Genomic DNA, 19,140 nt, shown 5'->3' on the forward strand with positions numbered 1-19,140 from the left:
CGGTAGCGCGCGCTTCGTCGTTCGCTCCTGCTGCTGAAAAAAAGAATAAGGATCTGCGTTGGCAGAGGCTTTTTGGCGCACCCGCCATTCGCCCGGCCGATGACGATCCCCGTTTACCCGCTGCCGTGAGGCACCGGGCGACGAGGTGCGAACCATGAAACTGAAAAAACTCCCCCGTCAGCTGCTGGGCCTGTTCGCCCGCGGCCTCCCGCGCCGTTTGGTGCGCCGCGACAGCCTGCTGGACAGCGTCGGCGGCGCTGCGCGCGACATGCCGGCCGGCCTGGCGCAGCAGCGGCTGGAATGCGCCGCCGCAGAAACGATGCAGCTGTTTGAGCGTTTTCACAGCCACCCGGAAGGCATCACCGCCCATGAGGCGGAACAGGTGCGCCAGCGCTGCGGTGAGAACGTCATCGACGATCAGCAGAAAGAGGCCTGGTGGCAACACCTCTGGCACTGCTACCGCAACCCGTTCAACCTGCTGCTGACCGCGCTCGGCATGATCTCTTACGCCACCGAGGATCTGACCGGCGCCTTGGTGATCGCGCTGATGGTGCTGATCTCCACGCTGCTGAACTTCATCCAGGAGGCGCGATCCAACCGGGCGGCCGACGCGCTGAAGGCCATGGTGAGCAACACCGCCACGGTGATCCGCAGCGATGTGCTCACCGGCAGGAGCGAGCACGTGGAGCTGCCGATCGCGCAGCTGGTGCCGGGCGATATCATCAAACTGGCGGCCGGCGACATGATCCCGGCGGATCTGCGCGTGCTGTCGGCCAAGGATCTGTTCATCAGCCAGGCGGCGCTGACCGGCGAATCGCTGCCGGTGGAAAAATCCGCGGCGCCGCAGGCGTTGGCGGCCGATCCGCTCGACTGCCAAAACCTGTGCTTCATGGGCACCAACGTGGTCAGCGGCACCGCGCTGGCGATGGTGATCGGCACCGGCGGCGGCACCTATTTCGGCCAGCTGGCGCAGCGCGTCACCAGCCAGGATGAGCAGCCGAACGCCTTCCAGAGCGGCATCAGCAAGGTCAGCTGGCTGCTGATCCGTTTTATGCTGGTGATGACGCCGATCGTGCTGCTGATCAACGGCTACACCAAGGGCGACTGGTGGGAGGCGGCGCTGTTCGCGCTGTCGGTGGCGGTCGGGCTGACGCCGGAGATGCTGCCGATGATCGTCACCTCGACGCTGGCCAAAGGGGCGGTGAAGCTGTCGCGCCAGAAGGTGATCGTCAAACGGCTGGACGCCATCCAGAACTTCGGCGCGATGGACATTCTGTGCACCGACAAGACCGGCACTCTGACCCAGGACAAGATCGTGCTGGAGCGCCATACCGACGTGTTCGGCGCCAGCAGCGAGCGGGTGCTGCGCTACGCCTGGCTGAACAGCTTCTACCAGACCGGGCTGAAAAACCTGCTCGACGTGGCGGTGCTGAGCTGCGCGGAGCAAAATCAGCAGCCGCAGGCGCTGCAAAACTACCGCAAGGTGGATGAGATCCCGTTCGACTTCGTGCGCCGCCGCATGTCGGTGGTGGTGGCCAAAGACAACGAGTATCACGAGCTGGTGTGCAAGGGCGCGCTGGAAGAGATGCTGGCGATTTGCAGCCACGTGCGCCACGAAGACGAGGTGATCCCGCTGAGCGAGGCGCTGCTGGCGAGGATCCGTCGCATCACCGACGATCTCAACCAGCAGGGGCTGCGGGTGGTGGCGGTGGCCAACAAGATCCTGCCGGCGCAAACCCATGAATACGGCGTGGCGGACGAGTCTGATCTGATCCTCGAAGGCTACGTCGCCTTCCTCGATCCGCCGAAGGAAAGCACCGCACCGGCGCTGGCGGCGCTGAAACAGAACGGCGTCACGGTGAAGATCCTCACCGGCGACAACGAGCTGGTGGCCGCCAAAGTGTGCCGTGACGTCGGGCTGGAGGCCGATCATCTGCTGCGCGGCAGCGAGATCGAGCAAATGGACGACGAGCAGCTGGCGCAGGCGGCGGCGCGCACCACGGTGTTCGCCAAGCTGACGCCGCTGCACAAGGAGCGGATCGTCAAACTGCTGCGCCGCCAGGGGCACGTGGTGGGCTTTATGGGCGACGGCATCAATGACGCGCCGGCGCTGCGCGCGGCCGATATCGGCATCTCCGTCGATTCGGCGGTGGACATCGCCAAGGAAGCGGCGGACATCATCCTGCTGGAAAAAAGCCTGATGGTGCTGGAGCAGGGGGTGATCGAAGGGCGCCGCACCTTCGCCAACATGCTGAAATACATCAAGATGACCGCCAGCTCCAACTTCGGCAACGTGTTCAGCGTGCTGATCGCCAGCGCCTTCCTGCCGTTTCTGCCGATGCTGCCGCTGCACCTGTTGATTCAGAACCTGATGTACGACATCTCGCAGATCGCCATCCCGTTCGATAACGTCGACGACGATCAGATCACCCAGCCGCAGCGCTGGAACTCCGCCGATTTGGGGCGGTTTATGGTGTTCTTTGGGCCGATCAGTTCGATCTTCGACGTGCTGACCTTCAGCCTGATGTGGTGGGTATTCAAGGCCAACACGCCGGAAATGCAGACGCTGTTCCAGTCCGGCTGGTTCGTGGAAGGGCTGCTGTCGCAAACGCTGATCGTGCACATGATCCGCACGCGCAAAATTCCGTTTATCCAGAGCCGCCCGTCCTGGCCGCTGTGCATCATGACGCTGGCGGTGATCGCCACCGGCATCGGCCTGGTGTTCTCGCCGCTGGCCGGCTTCCTGCAGCTGCAGGCGCTGCCGCTCGGTTACTTCCCGTGGTTGGTGCTGATCCTCGCCGGTTACATGGTGCTGACCCAGTGCGTGAAAGGCTGGTTCGTGCGCCGCTACGGCTGGCAATAACCCGTTCGCCCCCTCCGGCCGGGAGGGGGCAACTGTGATCCCGTCCGCTTTTTCACCGCAACGGTTGGACATCTGTTCTGTGCTGAGTCTTTATCTACAGCGTTGGCTGTTTTCCCCTGCGCCTTTCAAGCCACCGCGTTGTTGGCTGTACGCCCGCCCCCCAGTTACTTAGCAGACCTAAGCGCCTGGGGATGCGGGCGCTTGCCGCCTAGCGGTGGTTTGAAATTCATTGGGGATATTTTGTTTTTTTCCTCTGAGGAATTTCCGATGCACAGACCTTTCCGTTATACGCTACTGGCTTCATCGTTATGGTTTTCTTGCGGCGCGCTGGCGCAGCCTGCTGGCGATCTGCCGCTGATGCCCTGGCCGCAGCAGGTGGAAGTGACGCAACCGGCGGGCAAACTGATTTTGGATCACCGGCTGTCGTTAAGCCTCCAGGGCGATGATTTGGGCGACGCGCTGCCGCGCTGGCGCCAGCGCATCGAACTGCAGACCGGCTGGACGCTGGCGCCGAGGGAAGAAGCAAACGGCGCGGCGATCAAGGTGGTGATCAAGGATCGGGTGGCGGCGCAGCCGCTGCCGGGCAGCGATGAGAGTTACCGGCTGGCGGTCACGCCGCAGGGCGCCACGCTGACCGCCAACACCCGCTTTGGCGCGCTGCGCGGCATGGAGACCCTGCTGCAACTGCTGCAGACCGATGGGCAAAACACTTTCCTGCCATTGGTGGATATTCGCGACGTGCCGCGTTTTCCGTGGCGCGGCGTGCTGCTGGATTCGGCGCGCCATTTCCTGCCGCTGCCGGACATTCTCCGCCAGCTCGACGGGATGGCGGCGGCCAAGCTTAACGTGTTCCACTGGCACCTGACCGACGATCAGGGCTGGCGCTTCGCCTCCGAGCATTACCCCAAATTGCAGCAGCAGGCCAGCGACGGCCTGTTCTACACCCGTGAGCAAATGCAGCAGGTGGTGGCTTACGCCACGGCGCGCGGCATTCGCGTGGTGCCGGAGATCGACATGCCGGGGCACGCCTCCAGCATCGCGGTGGCCTATCCCGACCTGATGAGCGCGCCGGGGCCGTATCGCATGGAGCGCGAGTGGGGCGTGCATAAGCCGACGCTCGATCCGACCCGCGACGAGGTTTATCAGTTTGTCGATACGATCGTTGGCGAGCTGGCGGCGATCTTCCCCGATCCTTATCTGCACATCGGCGGCGACGAAGTGGACGCCAGCCAGTGGCGGGCGTCGCCGTCGATTCAGGCGTTTATGCAGCAGAACGGGCTGGCGGATACCCATGCGCTGCAGGCCTACTTCAACCAGAAGCTGGAAAAGGTTCTCGAGAAGCACCAGCGGCAGATGGTCGGCTGGGACGAGATCTATCATCCGTCGCTGCCGCGTTCGATCGTCATTCAGTCCTGGCAGGGGCAAGACTCGCTGGGCGCCAGCGCGCAGGATGGCTATCAGGGCATTCTCTCCACCGGTTTCTATCTCGATCAGCCGCAAAGCATCGCCTATCACTACCGCAATGAAATTCTGCCGCAGCCGCTGGGGGTCGAAACGGCGGTGCAACCCGGCGAGCAGGCGCAAAGCTGGCGTTTCAGCATGCCGCGCCTGAAGGGCAGCGCGGTGGAGGGCAGTTTCACGCTGATCGAGGGCAAGCAGGGCTGGCGCGGCTTTATCGATTTCAACGGCAAATCGCGCCGCGCGGTGCACGATATCGTCTGGCGCACGCCGCAGCAGGTGACGTTCCGCGTCGATACCTGGATGGGCGACACGCGGCCGGTGTTTACGCTGCAACAGGACAAGCTCAGCGGCTATACGTTGGTCGGCAACGTGCGTTACCCCACCCAGGGCGAGAAACTGGCGGCGGCGCCGGCGGGCAAGATGCCGGTGGTGCCGGATGAGAAGGGGCAGGCCAAGATCCTAGGCGGGGAAGCGGCGCTGTGGGCGGAAAACGTGCGCGCGCCGCTGATCGATCTCAAGCTGTGGCCGCGCGCCTTTGCGGTGGCGGAGCGGCTGTGGTCGGCGCAGGACGTCATCGACGAAAGCAACATGTACCGGCGGCTGGCGGCGATCGACGCCTGGTCGGTGGTGTCGGTCGGCCTGCAGCCGCACGCGGAAACGGCGCGCGAATTCACCCGGCTGAGCAACAGCGTGCAGATCATGCCGCTGCAGATCCTGGCCGAGGCGGTGGAGCCGGCGCAGTATTACACCCGCCAGCACCTGAAGTTCCAGGCCGGCAACTATCATCAGTTCGAACCGCTGAACCGCTTTGCCGATGCGCTGCCGCCGGAGAGCGAGGCGGTGCGCGCCATGCATGCGCAGGTCGCGGCTCTGCTGAAGGATAAGCGCGATAAGGCGACGGCGCAGGCGCTGCGCGAACGGCTGCAGCGCTGGCAGGCGAACGGCGCGGCGTTGCAGACGGCGATCGCGGGCAACCGCACGCTGCGGGAGCTGGCGCCGGTGGCGCAGGACGTCGATGCCCTGGCCGCATTGGGGTTAACGCTTCTGGAGCGGTATCAGCAGGACAAACCGCTGAGCCGAGCAGAGGCAGAACAAGCGCAGCGCCGGCTGGATGCGGCGGCGCAGACGCGCGACGAAGTGGTGATTGCGGCGGTGTACCCGCTGGAGGCGTTGCTGCGGGGGTTACAAACGGCTCCGTAAGGAGAGGTGGCGAATAAACTGCGGGGCGTATTCCATATCTCGACATTGCGATGTGGTTGAAAGAGCAGAAACGACGGGCTGGTTGTAAAATCCAGCCCGATTTGTTCATTCAATACGGTTTACGCATTCAAAGGATTGATAATGCCGCAGGTTTTTAATGTCCGATTGATTGGAGAACGCGCACTGGCTGCAACCAATGACCTCTTTGCTGAGGCCGGGTATGGCGTCCGGGTGCAAATGATGAAGGCTGAAGATTTTGAGTGGTGCGTTGCGTTGGCTCGCCAACAACCTGAAGAGCGCCGTATTCCCTGGGCGTTGAATGGCGCCGCGTTGGACGATCCTGACGGTTTTACGTTTAGTTTTAAGATACAGGGTATCGATGACCGGCCGGCAGGCGCCTGTATCTGCCGATTTTGTCCGGCGGCTGGCGAGCAACTGGCGATGTTAAATATTGAGATGCTGCAAAACTTTCGGATTAGAGACTCGAGCCTTGATGGCAATACGCTGCGTTTTGCGCTCTATGTCGCCGTGCTCTTTATGGTGGATACGGCATGCGCAGGTTTGCGTTTAATATCGCCGATTAATACGGAGTTGGCTGATTATTATATAAATTATCATCAATTTGTTGACCTCACCGGGGGGCTCAAACAGATACTTTATCGAGATGCTGAGGCGCTTTTCCTGTGGTTCCAGGAAGGTTTTTTGCCGCCGGCCTCATAATTGAAGGTGGATGAAATTTGCGCAATAATGACGAAATGCCGGTGGGGTCACAGGAGGTTCGCATGGTGATAAAGTCAACAAAACGTCAGGTAACACAACCTGCCTCTTATGAGCTGAAGGTGTATAAATTCGGCATGGAAGGTGTAGATGCAGTGAACACCTATACATCTGAACAGATTGACCGCATAACGCCTCGCGGCAAACCGATTACGGCTTCGCGAGAAGAGGTTATCGCCGTTTTAAAACAGGCGGTAAAACAGGTTAACGCTTCATCCTCTCCAGCAGCGGAAACTCTGGGTTGTGTCCGTCGGCGCCCAGCATTCAAGTAATGTAAAAACGGCCAGTCTGCACTGGCCGTGATGCGCGTGACCGTCGATTAACGACGCACGGCGATGGCTTCGATTTCGATCTTCACGTCTTTCGGCAGACGCGCCACTTCCACGCAGGAACGGGCCGGGAACGGCGCGCTGTGCTCGGTGAAGAAGGCTTCGTACGCGGCGTTGACGGTGGCGAAGTCGTTCAGGTCTTTCACGAACACGGTGGTTTTCACGATGTCGGCAACGATCAGGCCGGCGGCTTCGACGATCGCTTTGACGTTTTCCAGTGACTGGCGCGCCTGAGCGGCGACGTCGTCGGCGACGGCGCCGGTTTTCGGATCAACCGGGATCTGGCCGGAAGTGATGATCATGCTGCCCAGATCAACGCCCTGCACGTAAGGACCAATGGCTGCCGGGGCGAGTTCAGTGCTGATGTTACGTGACATGTTTTCTCCTGATAAACCCGTTGTCTTTCACGCCGCCGCGCGGTCGGCCGCAGCGTAAAATTCGGTGGGTAGCAACGTGGGTAGAGTGATTTTCAGAGGACCCATTATAGGGCGTCACCGGGAGAATAACAGCGCCATCTCCCGGCGCCCATGCCGGGATTAGTCCGCCTGCAGCACCACCTGATGCTCGAACTCTTTTTCGCAGTAGCGGCACTTCAGGTGTACTTCACCGTCGCGCGATTTGACGCTGAAGCTCGACGCCACCGGCTCGCTGCGGCTGATGCAGTTGCCGTTCGGGCAGGTCAGCACGCCGTCGATGTGGTCCGGCAGGCTGAGGGTCAGCTTGCGCACCACTTCATAGTTGTCGATGCGGTTTACCGTGGCCTTCGGCGCGTACATCGCCAACTGGTTGGCCTGCTGCTCGGTCAGGAAGGTGTTCTCGATCTTGATCAGATCCTTGCGGCCCAGCTCGTTGGAGGGCAGGTTCAGGCCGATGGTGATGCGCTGGTCGGTGGCGGTCAGCTTGAACAGCGTCAGCAGTTTGAAACCAATCTGCGCCGGAATGTGGTCGATCACCGTGCCGCATTTGATCGCTTCAACCTGCAGTTTATTGTCGTGAGTCATGGCGGTTCCCCCTTAAAGAGCCAAATCTGCGTTGAGCACCAGCGCCAGCAGCGCCTGACGGGCGAAGATGCCGTTGCCCGCCTGCTGGAAGTAGTAAGCGTGCGGCGTTTTATCCACGTCGGTGGCGATCTCGTCGATGCGCGGCAGCGGGTGCAGCACCTTGAGGTTGGCGCGCGCGCCGGCCAGATCCGCGGCGCGCAGCACGAACTGCGCCTTCACGTTGGCGTACTCGGACGGATCGAGGCGCTCTTTCTGCACCCGGGTCATGTAGAGAATATCCAGCTCCGGCACCACTTCTTCAATGCTGCCGTGCAGGCTGTACTCGATGCCTTTCTCTTCCAGCATTTTCAGGATGTAGGCCGGCATCGCCAGCGCGTCCGGGGCGATGAAGTAGAAGCGGTTGCCTTCGAATTTGGCCAGCGCCTGGGTGAGCGAGTGCACGGTGCGGCCGTACTTCAGGTCGCCGACCATGGCGATGCTGAGGTTGTTCAGGCGGCCCTGGGTTTCCTGGATGGTGAACAGATCCAGCAGGGTCTGGGTCGGGTGCTGGTTGGCGCCGTCGCCGGCGTTGAGCACCGGCACGTTGCCGGAGAACTCCGAGGCCATGCGCGCCGCGCCTTCCTGCGGATGGCGCATCACGATGGCGTCCACGTAGGTGCTGATCACCGAGATGGTGTCGGCCAGGGTTTCGCCTTTTTTGCCGAGCGAGGTGTTGCTGCCGTCGGCGAAACCGACCACCGAGGCGCCGAGGCGGTGCATCGAGGTTTCGAACGACAGGCGGGTACGGGTCGAGGCTTCAAAGAAGCAGCTGGCGATCACCTTGTGTTTCAACAGTTCCGGCTGCGGGTTGGCTTTCAGACCGGCGGCGGTGCGCAGCACCAGCTCCAGATCCTCGCGGCTGAGATCGTTAATAGAGATGATGTGTTTGTGATACAGCGGGTTGGCCATTTTTCACTCCTCCTCGACGCGTGCCCGTGGCGCGGGACTTTTTAAGGCAAAAAAAAGCCCCTCAATGAGGGGCTTGAAACGATCGGTTTAGCAACAGGAGAAACAACGGCAGCTGGCCGCCGATAGGCAGTCGGTTTTGTCGATTGCGGCTAACAAAACAAACGTCGTTTTTCATGCTTTCTCCTGGCAAATTGTGGCGCATTATACTCGCGCTTTTCGCCACTGCAAGCGTTAAAACGCCGTTTTTTGCCGCCCCGCAATCGATTGGCCGGCGATGGCCGCCTGCGGGCTATTTGCTGACGCGATCGTAGTAGACCATGTCGGCGTTCAGCCCCTGCTGGTAGCCTTTGACGTTGTCGCGCAGCACCACTTCGGTTTTGGCCTGATCGATAAACACGTACGGCGAACTGCGCTGCAGCTCCTGCTGCATGGCGGTGTACAGCTCGCGGCGCTTGGCCGGATCGGCTTCGGCCAGTGCCGCCAGCGTCTGCTTATTCAACTGCGGGATCTGCCAGCCGTTCAGCCCGGCCACCGTGCTGCTCTTGCCGTCGTTGTAGGCAAAGGCGCTGGCGTTGGAGTGGGCGTCGAAGTAATCCGGGATCCACAGGCGGATCGCCGCCTGATGCTGCCTGGCGCGCACGCGGGAGTAAACCTGGCTGCCCGCGGCCGGCAGCAGCTCGACCTTCACGCCGGCAGCGGCGAAGCTGCCCTGCAGCGCCTGCGCGATGGTGATGAACGGCGGTTTGTTCTCTACGTCCAGCGTAAAGGCGGCGTGGGTGATGCCCGCCTTGGCCAGAATGGCTTTCGCCTTGGCCGGATCGTAGCGGAACGGGTTGGTCTCCAGCGCGCCCGGCAGCCCGACCGGCAGGAAGCTCTGATGCACGAAGTATTGGCCCTTCAGCAGATCCTGGGTGATGCCCTGATAATCCACCAGGTAGCGCGCCGCTTCCCAGAAGGCCGGGTTGTTCAGCAGCGGATTGGCGCCGTTGCCGGTGTTGAACACCAGGTAGTTTTGTTCGGCGGACGGGATCTCCAGCACCTTAACCCCCGGCTGGTTCTTCAGCGTGTCGGTCTGGTCGGCGCCCAGTTCGCGGGCGATATCGGCGTCGCCCTGCTGGACCAGCAGGCGGCGGGTGGCCGGATCCGGCACGTTCTTGATGATGATGTTTTTCAGCTGCGGCTTGTCGCCCGGCGTCGTGGGGTTGGCGTCCAGCACGATCGCCTGATGCGGCTGATAGACGCGCATCTTGAACGGGCCGCTGCCGGCGGAGTGCATTTTCAGCCAGGCGTTGCCGAAGTCGCCGTCTTTGACGTTGGCCAGCGCCGCCTTGCTGTCGACGATCGAGGCGATCGGCGTCGAGAGGATATTCAGCGCCACCGCCGGGCTGACGTCCGCCGTCCAGCGCAGCTGCACGGCATGGTCGTCGATCTTCTTCAACTGCGCGTCGATGTTGTCCGGCTGCCAGCCGAGCACGTTGAGGATGAACGCCGGCGACTTGTTCATTTTCACCGCGCGGCGGTAGGAGAAGATCACGTCGTCGGCGGTCAGCGGGTTGCCGGAGGCGAACGCCGCCTGCGGCCGCAGTTTTACCGTCAGCGTTTTGGCCGCCGCATCGCTCTGCCAGCTTTCTGCCAGCACCGGCGCCACCTTGGCCGGATCGTCGCGATCCGCCTGCACCAAGCGCTGGTACAGGCTGGGCACCGTCTGGATGCTGGAGAGTTCGTTGGCTTCCGCCGGATCGAGGCTGACGATGTCATCCAGCGATTGCACCACCACCAGCGTATTCGGCGGCGTGGCGGCTAACGCGGCGGCGGGCAAGGCGGCGAGAAGGAACAGCGGCAAGAGTTTGGCTTTCATCGGTGTGTATCCCCTGAAGGCGCCGCAGGGCGGCGCTGAGAACGGTTTGTTATCGTTGGTTTTTACGGCGCGGGCGCCGTCGGCCTGTCACGGTAGAACCTTTGCCGGCGGCGGGCAAAGGCCAATGCGCTATTTGATATTCCAGGAATATATTAGCCGCCCTGGCCGGGGGCGCCAGGGCGGAGGGAGAGGCGTGTCAGAGCGTTGCGCTCAGCGTGGCGACCAGCACCGCCTTGATGGTATGCAGCCGGTTTTCCGCCTGATCGAACACCACGCTGTGCGCCGACTCGAACACTTCGTCGGTCACTTCCATACCGCCGTGCAGATCGTACTGCTGCGCCATCTGCTTGCCGAGCGTGGTTTGATCGTCGTGGAACGCCGGCAGGCAGTGCAGAAACTTCACGTTCGGGTTGCCGGTCAGTTTCAGCATCGCCATGTTGACCTGATACGGCCGCAGCAGCGCGATACGCTCCTGCCAGGTCTCTTTCGGTTCGCCCATCGAGACCCACACGTCGGTGTAGAGGAAATCGGCGTCTTGTACCCCTTCGGCGATGTCTTCGGTCAGGGTGAGTTTCGCGCCGGTTTGCTGCGCCAGCGCCTGGCATTCGGCCACCAGTTCCGGCTGCGGCCAACAGGCCTTCGGCGCCACCAGCCGCAGATCCATGCCCGCTAGCGCGGTGGCTTCCAGCAGCGTATTGCCCATGTTGTTGCGCGCGTCGCCGACGTACGCCAGCTTCACTTCGTTCAGCGCCTTGCCCGGCAGGTGTTCCTGCACGGTGAGCAGATCCGCCAGCAATTGGGTAGGGTGGAACTCGTCGGTCAGGCCGTTCCACACCGGCACGCCGGCGTGTTCCGCCAGGGTTTCCACCAGCGCCTGGCCGTAGCCGCGGTACTGAATACCGTCGTACAGGCGGCCCAGCACCCGGGCGGTGTCTTTCATCGACTCTTTATGGCCGATCTGGCTGCCGCTCGGGCCGAGGTACGTGACCTGCGCGCCCTGATCGAATGCGGCAACTTCGAAAGAGCATCGCGTGCGGGTTGAGTCTTTTTCGAAGATGAGCGCAATGTTTTTGCCCTGCAGCCGGCGCTGTTCCTGCCCCTGCTTCTTGGCCTGCTTCAGATCGGCCGAAAGCTGCAGCAGCGCCTGCAGCTCGGCGGGGGTGAAATCCATTAACCTCAGAAAGTGACGTTGGTAGAACGTATTGCCGGTGCTCATAGTCCGATTCCCTGATTGCTCAATTGAATTAAAATTCACTTTATATGTATGAATATTCAATTTCAACCCCGACGAGGAAATCTTTCACGTTTATCGTGGAAGCAATGTCGGCGGTGTGTGAAAATAGAAGGAATGAAGGCCATTTGACTTGAGGATATAGGCATGGCAAACCGCGAATTGCTGGAAGAACAACGTGAAGAGACCCGCCTGATCATCGAAGAGCTGCTGGAAGACGGCAGCGATCCGGACGCGCTCTACACCATCGAGCACCATCTGTCCGCCGAGAAATTTGAGGTTCTGGAGCAGGCCGCCGTTGAAGCCTTCAAGCTGGGCTACGAAGTGACCGACGCCGAAGAGCTGGAAGTGGAAGACGGTTCGATGGTGATGTGCTGCGACGTGATCAGCGAAGTCGGCCTGAACGCCGAGCTGATCGACGCTCAGGTAGAACAGCTGGTGGCGCTGGCGGAGCGCTGCGGCGTCAACTACGACGGCTGGGGCACCTACTTTGAAGATCCGAACGGTGAAGATGGTGAGGATGACGAAGACGGCGACTACATCGACGAAGACGACGACGGCAAACGCCACTAATTAACCCCGCTTATTCACATGGGCCGGCTCTCGTCGGCCCCTGATATCCCCGTCGTCTTTCAAGCTGCAGCGTTGTTGGCTGCACTCTCTCACCCCAGTCACTTACCTGAGTAAGCTCCTGGGGATGAGTGAGCTGGCCGCCTAGCTGCAACTTGAAATACATAGGGCAATGAAGCCGATGACATACCAATCCCTGTTAGCCCCGATTTTAAGCTTCCTGCACTGTGAAACTCCCGACGCCTGGATCGACGCCGCGCGCCGTCCGGAAAACCTGCAGCTGTTGCTGACCGACCACCTGGTGTGTGAGCTGAAGGCCGCGCAGACCGGCATGTGGCTGATCCGCCGTTACGTGGCGGACAAAGAGAGCGGCGACGCGCTGTTGGCGCTACTGCGCCCTTACGAGGCGTTTCTGCACGAGGCGCAGGGTGCGCCGGACACGCTGTTCCGCCAGGGCCAGTTCACCCGCAAGATCCTGCCGAAAAACGGCTCGGCCTACGGCCAGGATCTGGCGGATCGCATGGTGCTGTTGATCAAGGAAGAGCTGCATCACTTCTCGCAGGTGCTGGAGATCATGCAGGCGCGCGGGATCCCGTATCGCAAGATCACCGCCAGCCGCTACGCCAAGGGCATGATCCGCGAGATCCGCACCCACGATCCGGCGACGCTGATCGACAAACTGATCTGCGGCGCCTACATCGAAGCGCGATCCTGCGAACGCTTCGCCAAACTGGCGCCGCACCTGGACGATGAGCTGAACCGCTTTTACGTCTCGCTGCTGCGATCCGAAGCGCGCCACTATCAGGACTACCTGACGCTGGCGGAACAGATCGCCAGCGGCGACATCAGCGAACGGGTGGCGCATTTCGGCCGCCTCGAAGCTGAACTGATCATGTCGCCGGACAGCGAGCTGCGTTTCCACAGCGGCGTGCCCGTCGCCGCCTGAGGTTGAGGCGCGCCCTTACTGCGGCGCGCCCAGCAGCAGATCCACCGCCTTTTCCGCCAGCATGATGGTCGGCGCATTGGTGTTGCCGCTGGTGAGCTGCGGCATCACCGAGCAGTCGATCACCCGCAGCCGTTCAAAACCGTGCACCCGCAGCTGCGGATCGGTCACCGCGTCCTGGGGCGACGGCCCCATGCGGCAACTGCCCACCGGGTGATACACCGTCTTGCAGAAGTTGCGCACGAACTCCTCCAGCTGCGCTTCGTCGCGCGTCCACTCCGGCTGCGGCATCAGCAGATCCTTGATCAGCGGTTTCAGCGCCGCGGTTTGCAGGAAATCCAGGCCGAACTTCACCGCGCGCACGCTGCCGGCCAGATCGTCCGGGTGGCCGAGGTAGTTGGCGTGCAGCTTGACCGGATCGCGCGGGTTGCTGCTGCGCAGCTGCACTTCGCCGCGCGCCTTCGGCTGCAGGTAGCCGACCTTGAGCGTGAAGCCGTGAATGTTCGGCAGCGGCTCGCCGGGCACGTCGTCCCAGCTGTCCAGCAGCGGCAGAAAGTGGATCTGCACGTCCGGCCGGCCGTCGCCCTGGCTGTCGGTGAAGGCGGCGCCTTCTAGCACGTTGGATGAGAGCACGCCGCTGCGAAACGCCAGCCACTGCGCGCCGTGGCTCAGCGCCTGCAGGCCGCGATCGGCGCCGAACAGGCTGATCGGCTCGCGGGTGCTGACGTTGATCGACATGTGCAGATGGTCGTGGAAGTTTTTGCCCACCGGCAGATCCGCCCGCACCTCGATGCCCAGCTGCTGCAGGTGGTCGCGCGGGCCGATGCCGGACAGCATCAGCAGCTTCGGCGAACCGACCGCGCCGGCGCTGACGATCACCTCTTTGGTGGCGCGCGCGGTCACTTCGGCGCCGCCGTTCTGGCTGTAGACCACGCCGGTGGCGACGTTGCCCTCGAAGGTCAGCCGATGCGCCAGGGCGTTCAGCTTCACCACCAGCCGCCGTTCGTCGCGCACCGCCTTCAGGTAGGTGCGGGCGGTGCTGGCGCGTTCGCCGTTGTGGGTGGTGGTTTGGTAGAAACCGACGCCGTGCTGGCTGTCGCCGTTGAAGTCGTTGCGATAGGGCAGGTTCAGCTCCTGGCCGGCGCGGATAAACGCCATGCTCAGCGGGTGGCGATAGCGGTTTTCGCTGACCGGCAGCAGCCCGTCGGCGCCGTGGTAGTCGTCGGACAGGCTTTCATTGGCCTCGGCGCGTTTGAAGTAGGGCAGCACCTCCCGGTAGCTCCAGCCGGCGCAGCCGTAGCGTTCGGCCCAGTCGTCGTAGTCCTGCGGCTGGCCGCGCAGGTAGATCATGCCGTTGACCGAACTGCTGCCGCCCAGCACCTTGCCCTGCGCGATCTGCATGCGGCGGTTGTTGGCGTGCGGTTCCGGTTCCGTTTCGTAGGGCCAGCTCTTTTTGGCGATGATCTTGGCCACGCCGGCCGGCATCTTGATAAACAGGTTATTGTCGTCGCCGCCGGCTTCCAGCAGCAGCACCCGCGCCTGGGTGCGGCGGATCAGCTGCGCCGCCAGCACGCAGCCGGCGGAACCGGCGCCGACGATGATGTAATCAAAGGTATGTTCCGACATGACAGCTCTCCGTGCGCGATTGGGATACTGGCAGAGTAGCGCGGGGGCGCAAGCGGTCAATTTACGATCGTTAATTTATTAACGAACTTCACATTAAATTTACATCGCGGTTTTTAACGTCAGTTTATCTGCTTGAAAAACGGCGTTATAGCGAGTTTTACTGATTGATTGCGATATTAATAAAAAGGCGCAGCACGCTGCACCCTGATGGAGAGACGGGACGGTTACAGCGTTTTCAGCATGGTGACTTCGCAATCGACGTGGCCGGTGGCGCCCATCGCGTGGTCGATGTGTTCGAAACCCAGGTGTTCGTACAGCGCAACGGCCTGCGTCAGGCTGGCGGTGGTCTCGAGGTAACAACAGCGGAAGCCGTGCCGGCGGGCGAAATCCAGCGCCTGCAGCGCCAGGCGTTTCGCCAATCCCTTGCCGCGCAATACCGGCAGGAAATACATCTTCTGCAATTCGCAAATATCGTCTGCGCCGCCCTGCAGCGGCGCGATGCCGCCGCCGCCGGCGACCTTGCCGTCCACCTCGATCACCCAGTAAGCGCTGCGCGGCAGGCTGTAGAGCTGATACAGGGCGTCCAGATTGGGATCGGAGACGGTATAGCCTTTATCCGCCGTCAGGCCGTGCTCGGCGGAGACTTCGCGAATGACGTGAGCAATGGCGGCATTGTCTTCCGCCGTGATGGGGCGCACCAGCAGGCGCGCCGGGGTTGCTGTTGTCATGTTTACACTCGCCATTGAAAGAGACCACGTTCGTTTTTCGTTTTTATCGCAGCACGAAACGCGCCGGGGATTATTTCCCGGCGGCGTCCCTGCAGCAGTAATATCTTGTAATAACATCTAACCCGGCCCGGATGCAACGGCGATAAAAAAACAGCGGGGAAGACCCCGCTGTTTTTCAGGCGTTGGCGTGAGCCGGCGGATTACAGCGCGGCGATGGTCGCCTGCTGTTCCTGCAGCTTCACTTTGCCTTCTTTGCAGGCCGCCAGACGATCGCGTTCTTTGGCGACCACCGCTTCCGGCGCGCGCGCCACGAAGCCTTCGTTCGCCAGCTTGCCTTCGATCGAAGCGATTTCCGCATCCAGTTTGCCCATCTCTTTGGCCAGACGCGCGATCTCGGCGTCCTTGTCGATGAAACCGGCCATCGGGATCAGCAGCTCAGCGCCGTCCACCAGCTTGGTGACGGAGACCGGGCCTTTCTCACCGGCCGGCAGCAGCGCGATGGATTCCAGGCGCGCCAGACGGGCGATAAAGCTTTGGTTCTCCTGCACGCGGCGCTGGGCGTCGGCGCTGCAGTTGCGCAGCAGCACGTCGAGCGCTTTGCTTGGCGCGATGTTCATCTCGGCGCGGATGTTGCGCACGGCGATGATGGTTTGTTTGATCCACTCCAGATCGTTCAGCACCTGCTCGTCTTCCAGCGCGGCGTCGTAGGCCGGGAACGGCTGCAGCATGATGGTGTCTGCGGTCGTGCCGGTCAGCGGCTTCACGCGCTGCCAGATGGTTTCGGTGATGAATGGAATGATCGGGTGCGCCAGGCGCAGCAGCGCTTCCAGCACGGTGATCAGCGTGTGGCGGGTGCCGCGCTGTTCCGCTTCGCTGCCGTTGCTCACCACCGGCTTGGTCAGCTCCAGATACCAGTCGCAGAACTGGTTCCAGGTGAATTCGTACAGGATGTTGGCCGCCAGATCGAAGCGGTAGGTGTCCAGCGCTTCGCGGTAGGCTTTCACCGTGCGGTTGAATTCGGCCAGGATCCAGCGATCCGCCAGCGACAGCACTTTCTCGCCGCCGTTGAAGCCGCAGTCGTGCGCTTCGGTGTTCATCAGCACGAAGCGGCTGGCGTTCCACAGCTTGTTACAGAAGTTGCGGTAGCCTTCCAGGCGCTTCATGTCCCAGTTGATGTCGCGGCCGGTCGATGCCAGCGCCGCCAGGGTGAAGCGCAGGGCGTCGGTGCCGTGCGGCTCGATGCCGTTCGGGAATTGCTTCTCGGTGCGCTTGCGGATTTTCTCCGCCAGCTGCGGCTGCATCATGTTGCCGGTGCGTTTTTCCAGCAGATCTTCCAGCGAGATGCCGTCGACCATGTCCAGCGGATCGATCACGTTGCCTTTGGACTTGGACATCTTCTGGCCTTCGTCGTCGCGGATAAGACCGGTCATGTAGACGGTCTTGAACGGCACCTGCGGCTTGCCGTTTTCATCCTTGATGAAGTGCATGGTCAGCATGATCATGCGCGCGATCCAGAAGAAGATGATGTCGAAGCCGCTGACCATCACGCTGGTCGGGTGGAAGGTTTTCAGCGCCTCGGTCTGCTCCGGCCAGCCCAGGGTGGAGAAGGTCCACAGGCCGGACGAGAACCAGGTGTCCAGCACGTCTTCGTCCTGGGTCAGCACCACGTCGGCGCCCAGGTTGTTCTCGCTGCGCACTTCTTCTTCGCTGCGGCCCACGTAGACTTTGCCGTTCACGTCGTACCAGGCCGGGATGCGGTGGCCCCACCACAGCTGGCGCGAGATGCACCAGTCCTGAATGTCGCGCATCCAGCTGAAGTACATGTTTTCGTACTGCTTCGGCACGAACTGGATGTCGCCCTGTTCGACCGCTTCCACCGCCACTTTGGCCAGCGGCGCGGTGCGCACGTACCATTGATCGGTCAGCATCGGCTCGATCACCACGCCGCCGCGGTCGCCGTAAGGCACCGTCAGGTCGTGCGGTTTGATCTCGTCCAGCAGGCCCAACTGATCGAAGGCAGCAACCACCGCTTTCCGCGCCGCGAAGCGCTCCAGGCCGCGGAACTCTGCCGGGATCTCGCTGCAGTAGTCGGTGCAGACTTCGCCCAGGGTGTTGAATACTTCCGCTTCCTGACGGATGTCGCCGTCGAAGGTCAGAATGTTGATCATCGGCAGGCCGTGGCGTTTGCCGACTTCGTAGTCGTTGAAATCGTGCGCCGGGGTGATCTTCACGCAGCCGGTGCCTTTTTCCATATCGGCGTGTTCGTCGCCGACGATGCGGATGCGGCGGCCGACCAGCGGCAGAATGATCTCTTTGCCGATCAGGTCTTTATAGCGCGGATCTTCCGGGTTGACCGCCACGCCGGTATCGCCCAGCACGGTTTCCGGACGGGTGGTGGCGACCACCAGGTAGTCTTTGCCCTCGGCGGTTTTCGCGCCGTCGGCCAGCGGGTAACGCAGGTGCCACATGGAACCTTTGGATTCGCGGTTTTCCACTTCCAGATCGGAGATAGCGGTGCGCAGCTTCGGATCCCAGTTCACCAGGCGCTTGCCGCGGTAGATCAGGTCTTCTTTGTGCAGACGGACAAACACTTCGCGCACCGCGTTCGACAGGCCTTCGTCCATGGTGAAGCGCTCGCGCTCCCAGTCCACGGAGTTGCCCAGACGGCGCATCTGGCGGGTGATGGTGCCGCCGGATTCCGCCTTCCACTGCCAGATTTTGTCGATGAACGCGTCACGGCCGTAGTCGTGGCGGGTTTTGCCTTCTTCCGCGGCGATCTTGCGCTCCACCACCATCTGGGTGGCGATGCCGGCGTGGTCGGTGCCCGCCTGCCACAGGGTGTTTTTACCCTGCATGCGCTGATAGCGAATCATGGTGTCCATGATGGTCTGCTGGAACGCGTGGCCCATGTGCAGGCTGCCGGTGACGTTCGGCGGCGGGATCATGATGCAGAAGCTTTCCTGGCTGGTGTCGCCGTTCGGCTTGAAGTAACCCTGACTCTCCCAGTGATCGTACAGCTTCTGTTCGATCTGTTTTGGGTCGTATGCGGTGTCGAGCTGACTGTTTGTCTTTTCCATTCTTTATCGTATTCAGTGAGTTGGCGGCGTAGCCGTGGTCAAATGGAAGCCGACGCTGCGATAGGCCTTGTAACGGTCGCGCGCCAACTGTTTCAGAGTGTCTTCGTAAGGAACGAAGTCTACCACTTCATGGAAAGCGGTAGCAAAATCGGCAAACTGCGGCAGCAGGGCGATCAGCAGATCGCGCGGGGCGTTGCCGCGCTTGCCGGGCCAGCACAGTTCCACCGGCGCGCCGTAGTGCGGCCCTTCGCCGGCCAGGTTGTGCGGCACGAATTCATGCGGCTCGCGCTGCCACAGCGCTTCGTCCAGCCGCTGGGCCTGCTCCTGGCTCTCGCAGGCGATCAGCACCCGCTTGCCGGAACGGAAGCCGCTGGCGGCAACGGCGCAGGCCACGGCCTCATGGGCGCTGAGCGCGCCTGACGGTTCCGCGTTGTCGAGCAAATAAAACGTCGCCTGTTTCATTAAGGATCCACCGCTGCCGATAAAAAAATGTAGGGGCACAGCATGCTGTGCCCCTTGGGATTATAC

Annotated in this window: 15 protein-coding genes; 6 read left to right on the plus strand and 9 right to left on the minus strand. The window is 61.9% G+C overall.

Annotation, left to right across the window (positions count from 1 at the left end; all coding sequences use genetic code 11):
- Positions 1–154 precede the first annotated feature (154 nt).
- From mgtA to ACP3TA_RS08045, 4 genes are all read left to right on the plus strand, one after another.
- Entirely contained in the window at positions 155–2,863 is a 2,709-nt protein-coding gene (gene mgtA / locus ACP3TA_RS08030; RefSeq protein WP_206196468.1) for a magnesium-translocating P-type ATPase, read from the plus strand.
- Between the two features lie 267 nt (positions 2,864–3,130).
- Complete coding sequence (locus ACP3TA_RS08035) at positions 3,131–5,524, plus strand: beta-N-acetylhexosaminidase (protein ID WP_206196469.1); 2,394 nt, start codon at positions 3,131–3,133, stop codon at positions 5,522–5,524.
- Positions 5,525–5,665: 141 nt separating this feature from the next.
- The gene (locus ACP3TA_RS08040; protein ID WP_033651448.1) at positions 5,666–6,244 is read left to right on the plus strand and encodes a hypothetical protein; all 579 of its coding nucleotides are present in this window, start codon (positions 5,666–5,668) and stop codon (positions 6,242–6,244) included.
- Positions 6,245–6,306: 62 nt separating this feature from the next.
- Entirely contained in the window at positions 6,307–6,573 is a 267-nt protein-coding gene (locus ACP3TA_RS08045) for a hypothetical protein (protein WP_046688125.1), read from the plus strand.
- Between the two features lie 47 nt (positions 6,574–6,620).
- Here ACP3TA_RS08045 and ridA read toward each other — a convergent pair whose 3' ends face one another.
- The 5 genes from ridA to argF form a co-directional block, all read right to left on the minus strand.
- Complete coding sequence (gene ridA, locus ACP3TA_RS08050; RefSeq protein ID WP_004933379.1) at positions 6,621–7,007, minus strand: 2-iminobutanoate/2-iminopropanoate deaminase; 387 nt, start codon at positions 7,005–7,007, stop codon at positions 6,621–6,623.
- A 159-nt stretch (positions 7,008–7,166) separates the two neighbouring features.
- Positions 7,167–7,631, minus strand: a complete 465-nt coding sequence (gene pyrI / locus ACP3TA_RS08055; RefSeq protein ID WP_033641690.1) for an aspartate carbamoyltransferase regulatory subunit — start codon at positions 7,629–7,631, stop codon at positions 7,167–7,169.
- A 12-nt stretch (positions 7,632–7,643) separates the two neighbouring features.
- A complete protein-coding gene (pyrB, locus tag ACP3TA_RS08060; protein WP_033641691.1) occupies positions 7,644–8,579 on the minus strand; it encodes an aspartate carbamoyltransferase in 936 nt (311 codons plus the stop codon).
- A gap of 289 nt (positions 8,580–8,868) precedes the next feature.
- Positions 8,869–10,437 carry an ABC transporter substrate-binding protein gene (locus ACP3TA_RS08065; RefSeq protein ID WP_060660017.1) on the minus strand — a complete coding sequence of 523 codons (1,569 nt, stop codon included), beginning with the start codon at positions 10,435–10,437 and terminating at the stop codon, positions 8,869–8,871.
- 196 nt (positions 10,438–10,633) lie between these two features.
- Positions 10,634–11,653 carry an ornithine carbamoyltransferase gene (gene argF / locus ACP3TA_RS08070; protein WP_060660016.1) on the minus strand — a complete coding sequence of 340 codons (1,020 nt, stop codon included), beginning with the start codon at positions 11,651–11,653 and terminating at the stop codon, positions 10,634–10,636.
- A 162-nt stretch (positions 11,654–11,815) separates the two neighbouring features.
- Between argF and rraB the strand changes: the two genes are divergently transcribed.
- Positions 11,816–12,241, plus strand: coding sequence for a ribonuclease E inhibitor RraB (rraB, locus tag ACP3TA_RS08075; protein WP_025305115.1), 426 nt, complete (start codon positions 11,816–11,818; stop codon positions 12,239–12,241).
- A gap of 178 nt (positions 12,242–12,419) precedes the next feature.
- Positions 12,420–13,184: a tRNA isopentenyl-2-thiomethyl-A-37 hydroxylase MiaE gene (gene miaE / locus ACP3TA_RS08080; protein ID WP_089195410.1), complete on the plus strand. Its 765-nt coding sequence runs from the start codon at positions 12,420–12,422 to the stop codon at positions 13,182–13,184.
- A gap of 15 nt (positions 13,185–13,199) precedes the next feature.
- Here the strand turns inward: miaE and ACP3TA_RS08085 are convergent, their stop codons facing one another.
- From ACP3TA_RS08085 to ACP3TA_RS08100, 4 genes are all read right to left on the minus strand, one after another.
- Entirely contained in the window at positions 13,200–14,807 is a 1,608-nt protein-coding gene (locus ACP3TA_RS08085; RefSeq protein ID WP_103101777.1) for a GMC family oxidoreductase, read from the minus strand.
- Positions 14,808–15,031: 224 nt separating this feature from the next.
- Positions 15,032–15,535, minus strand: a complete 504-nt coding sequence (locus tag ACP3TA_RS08090) for a GNAT family N-acetyltransferase (RefSeq protein ID WP_046688129.1) — start codon at positions 15,533–15,535, stop codon at positions 15,032–15,034.
- A 200-nt stretch (positions 15,536–15,735) separates the two neighbouring features.
- Positions 15,736–18,612, minus strand: coding sequence for a valine--tRNA ligase (locus ACP3TA_RS08095; protein WP_206196470.1), 2,877 nt, complete (start codon positions 18,610–18,612; stop codon positions 15,736–15,738).
- 12 nt (positions 18,613–18,624) lie between these two features.
- Positions 18,625–19,074, minus strand: coding sequence for a DNA polymerase III subunit chi (locus tag ACP3TA_RS08100; RefSeq protein WP_025305119.1), 450 nt, complete (start codon positions 19,072–19,074; stop codon positions 18,625–18,627).
- Positions 19,075–19,140: the final 66 nt, after the last annotated feature.

The sequence above is a fragment of the Serratia sp. 2C06 genome, from assembly GCF_050037615.1.
GTDB lineage: Bacteria > Pseudomonadota > Gammaproteobacteria > Enterobacterales > Enterobacteriaceae > Serratia > Serratia ureilytica.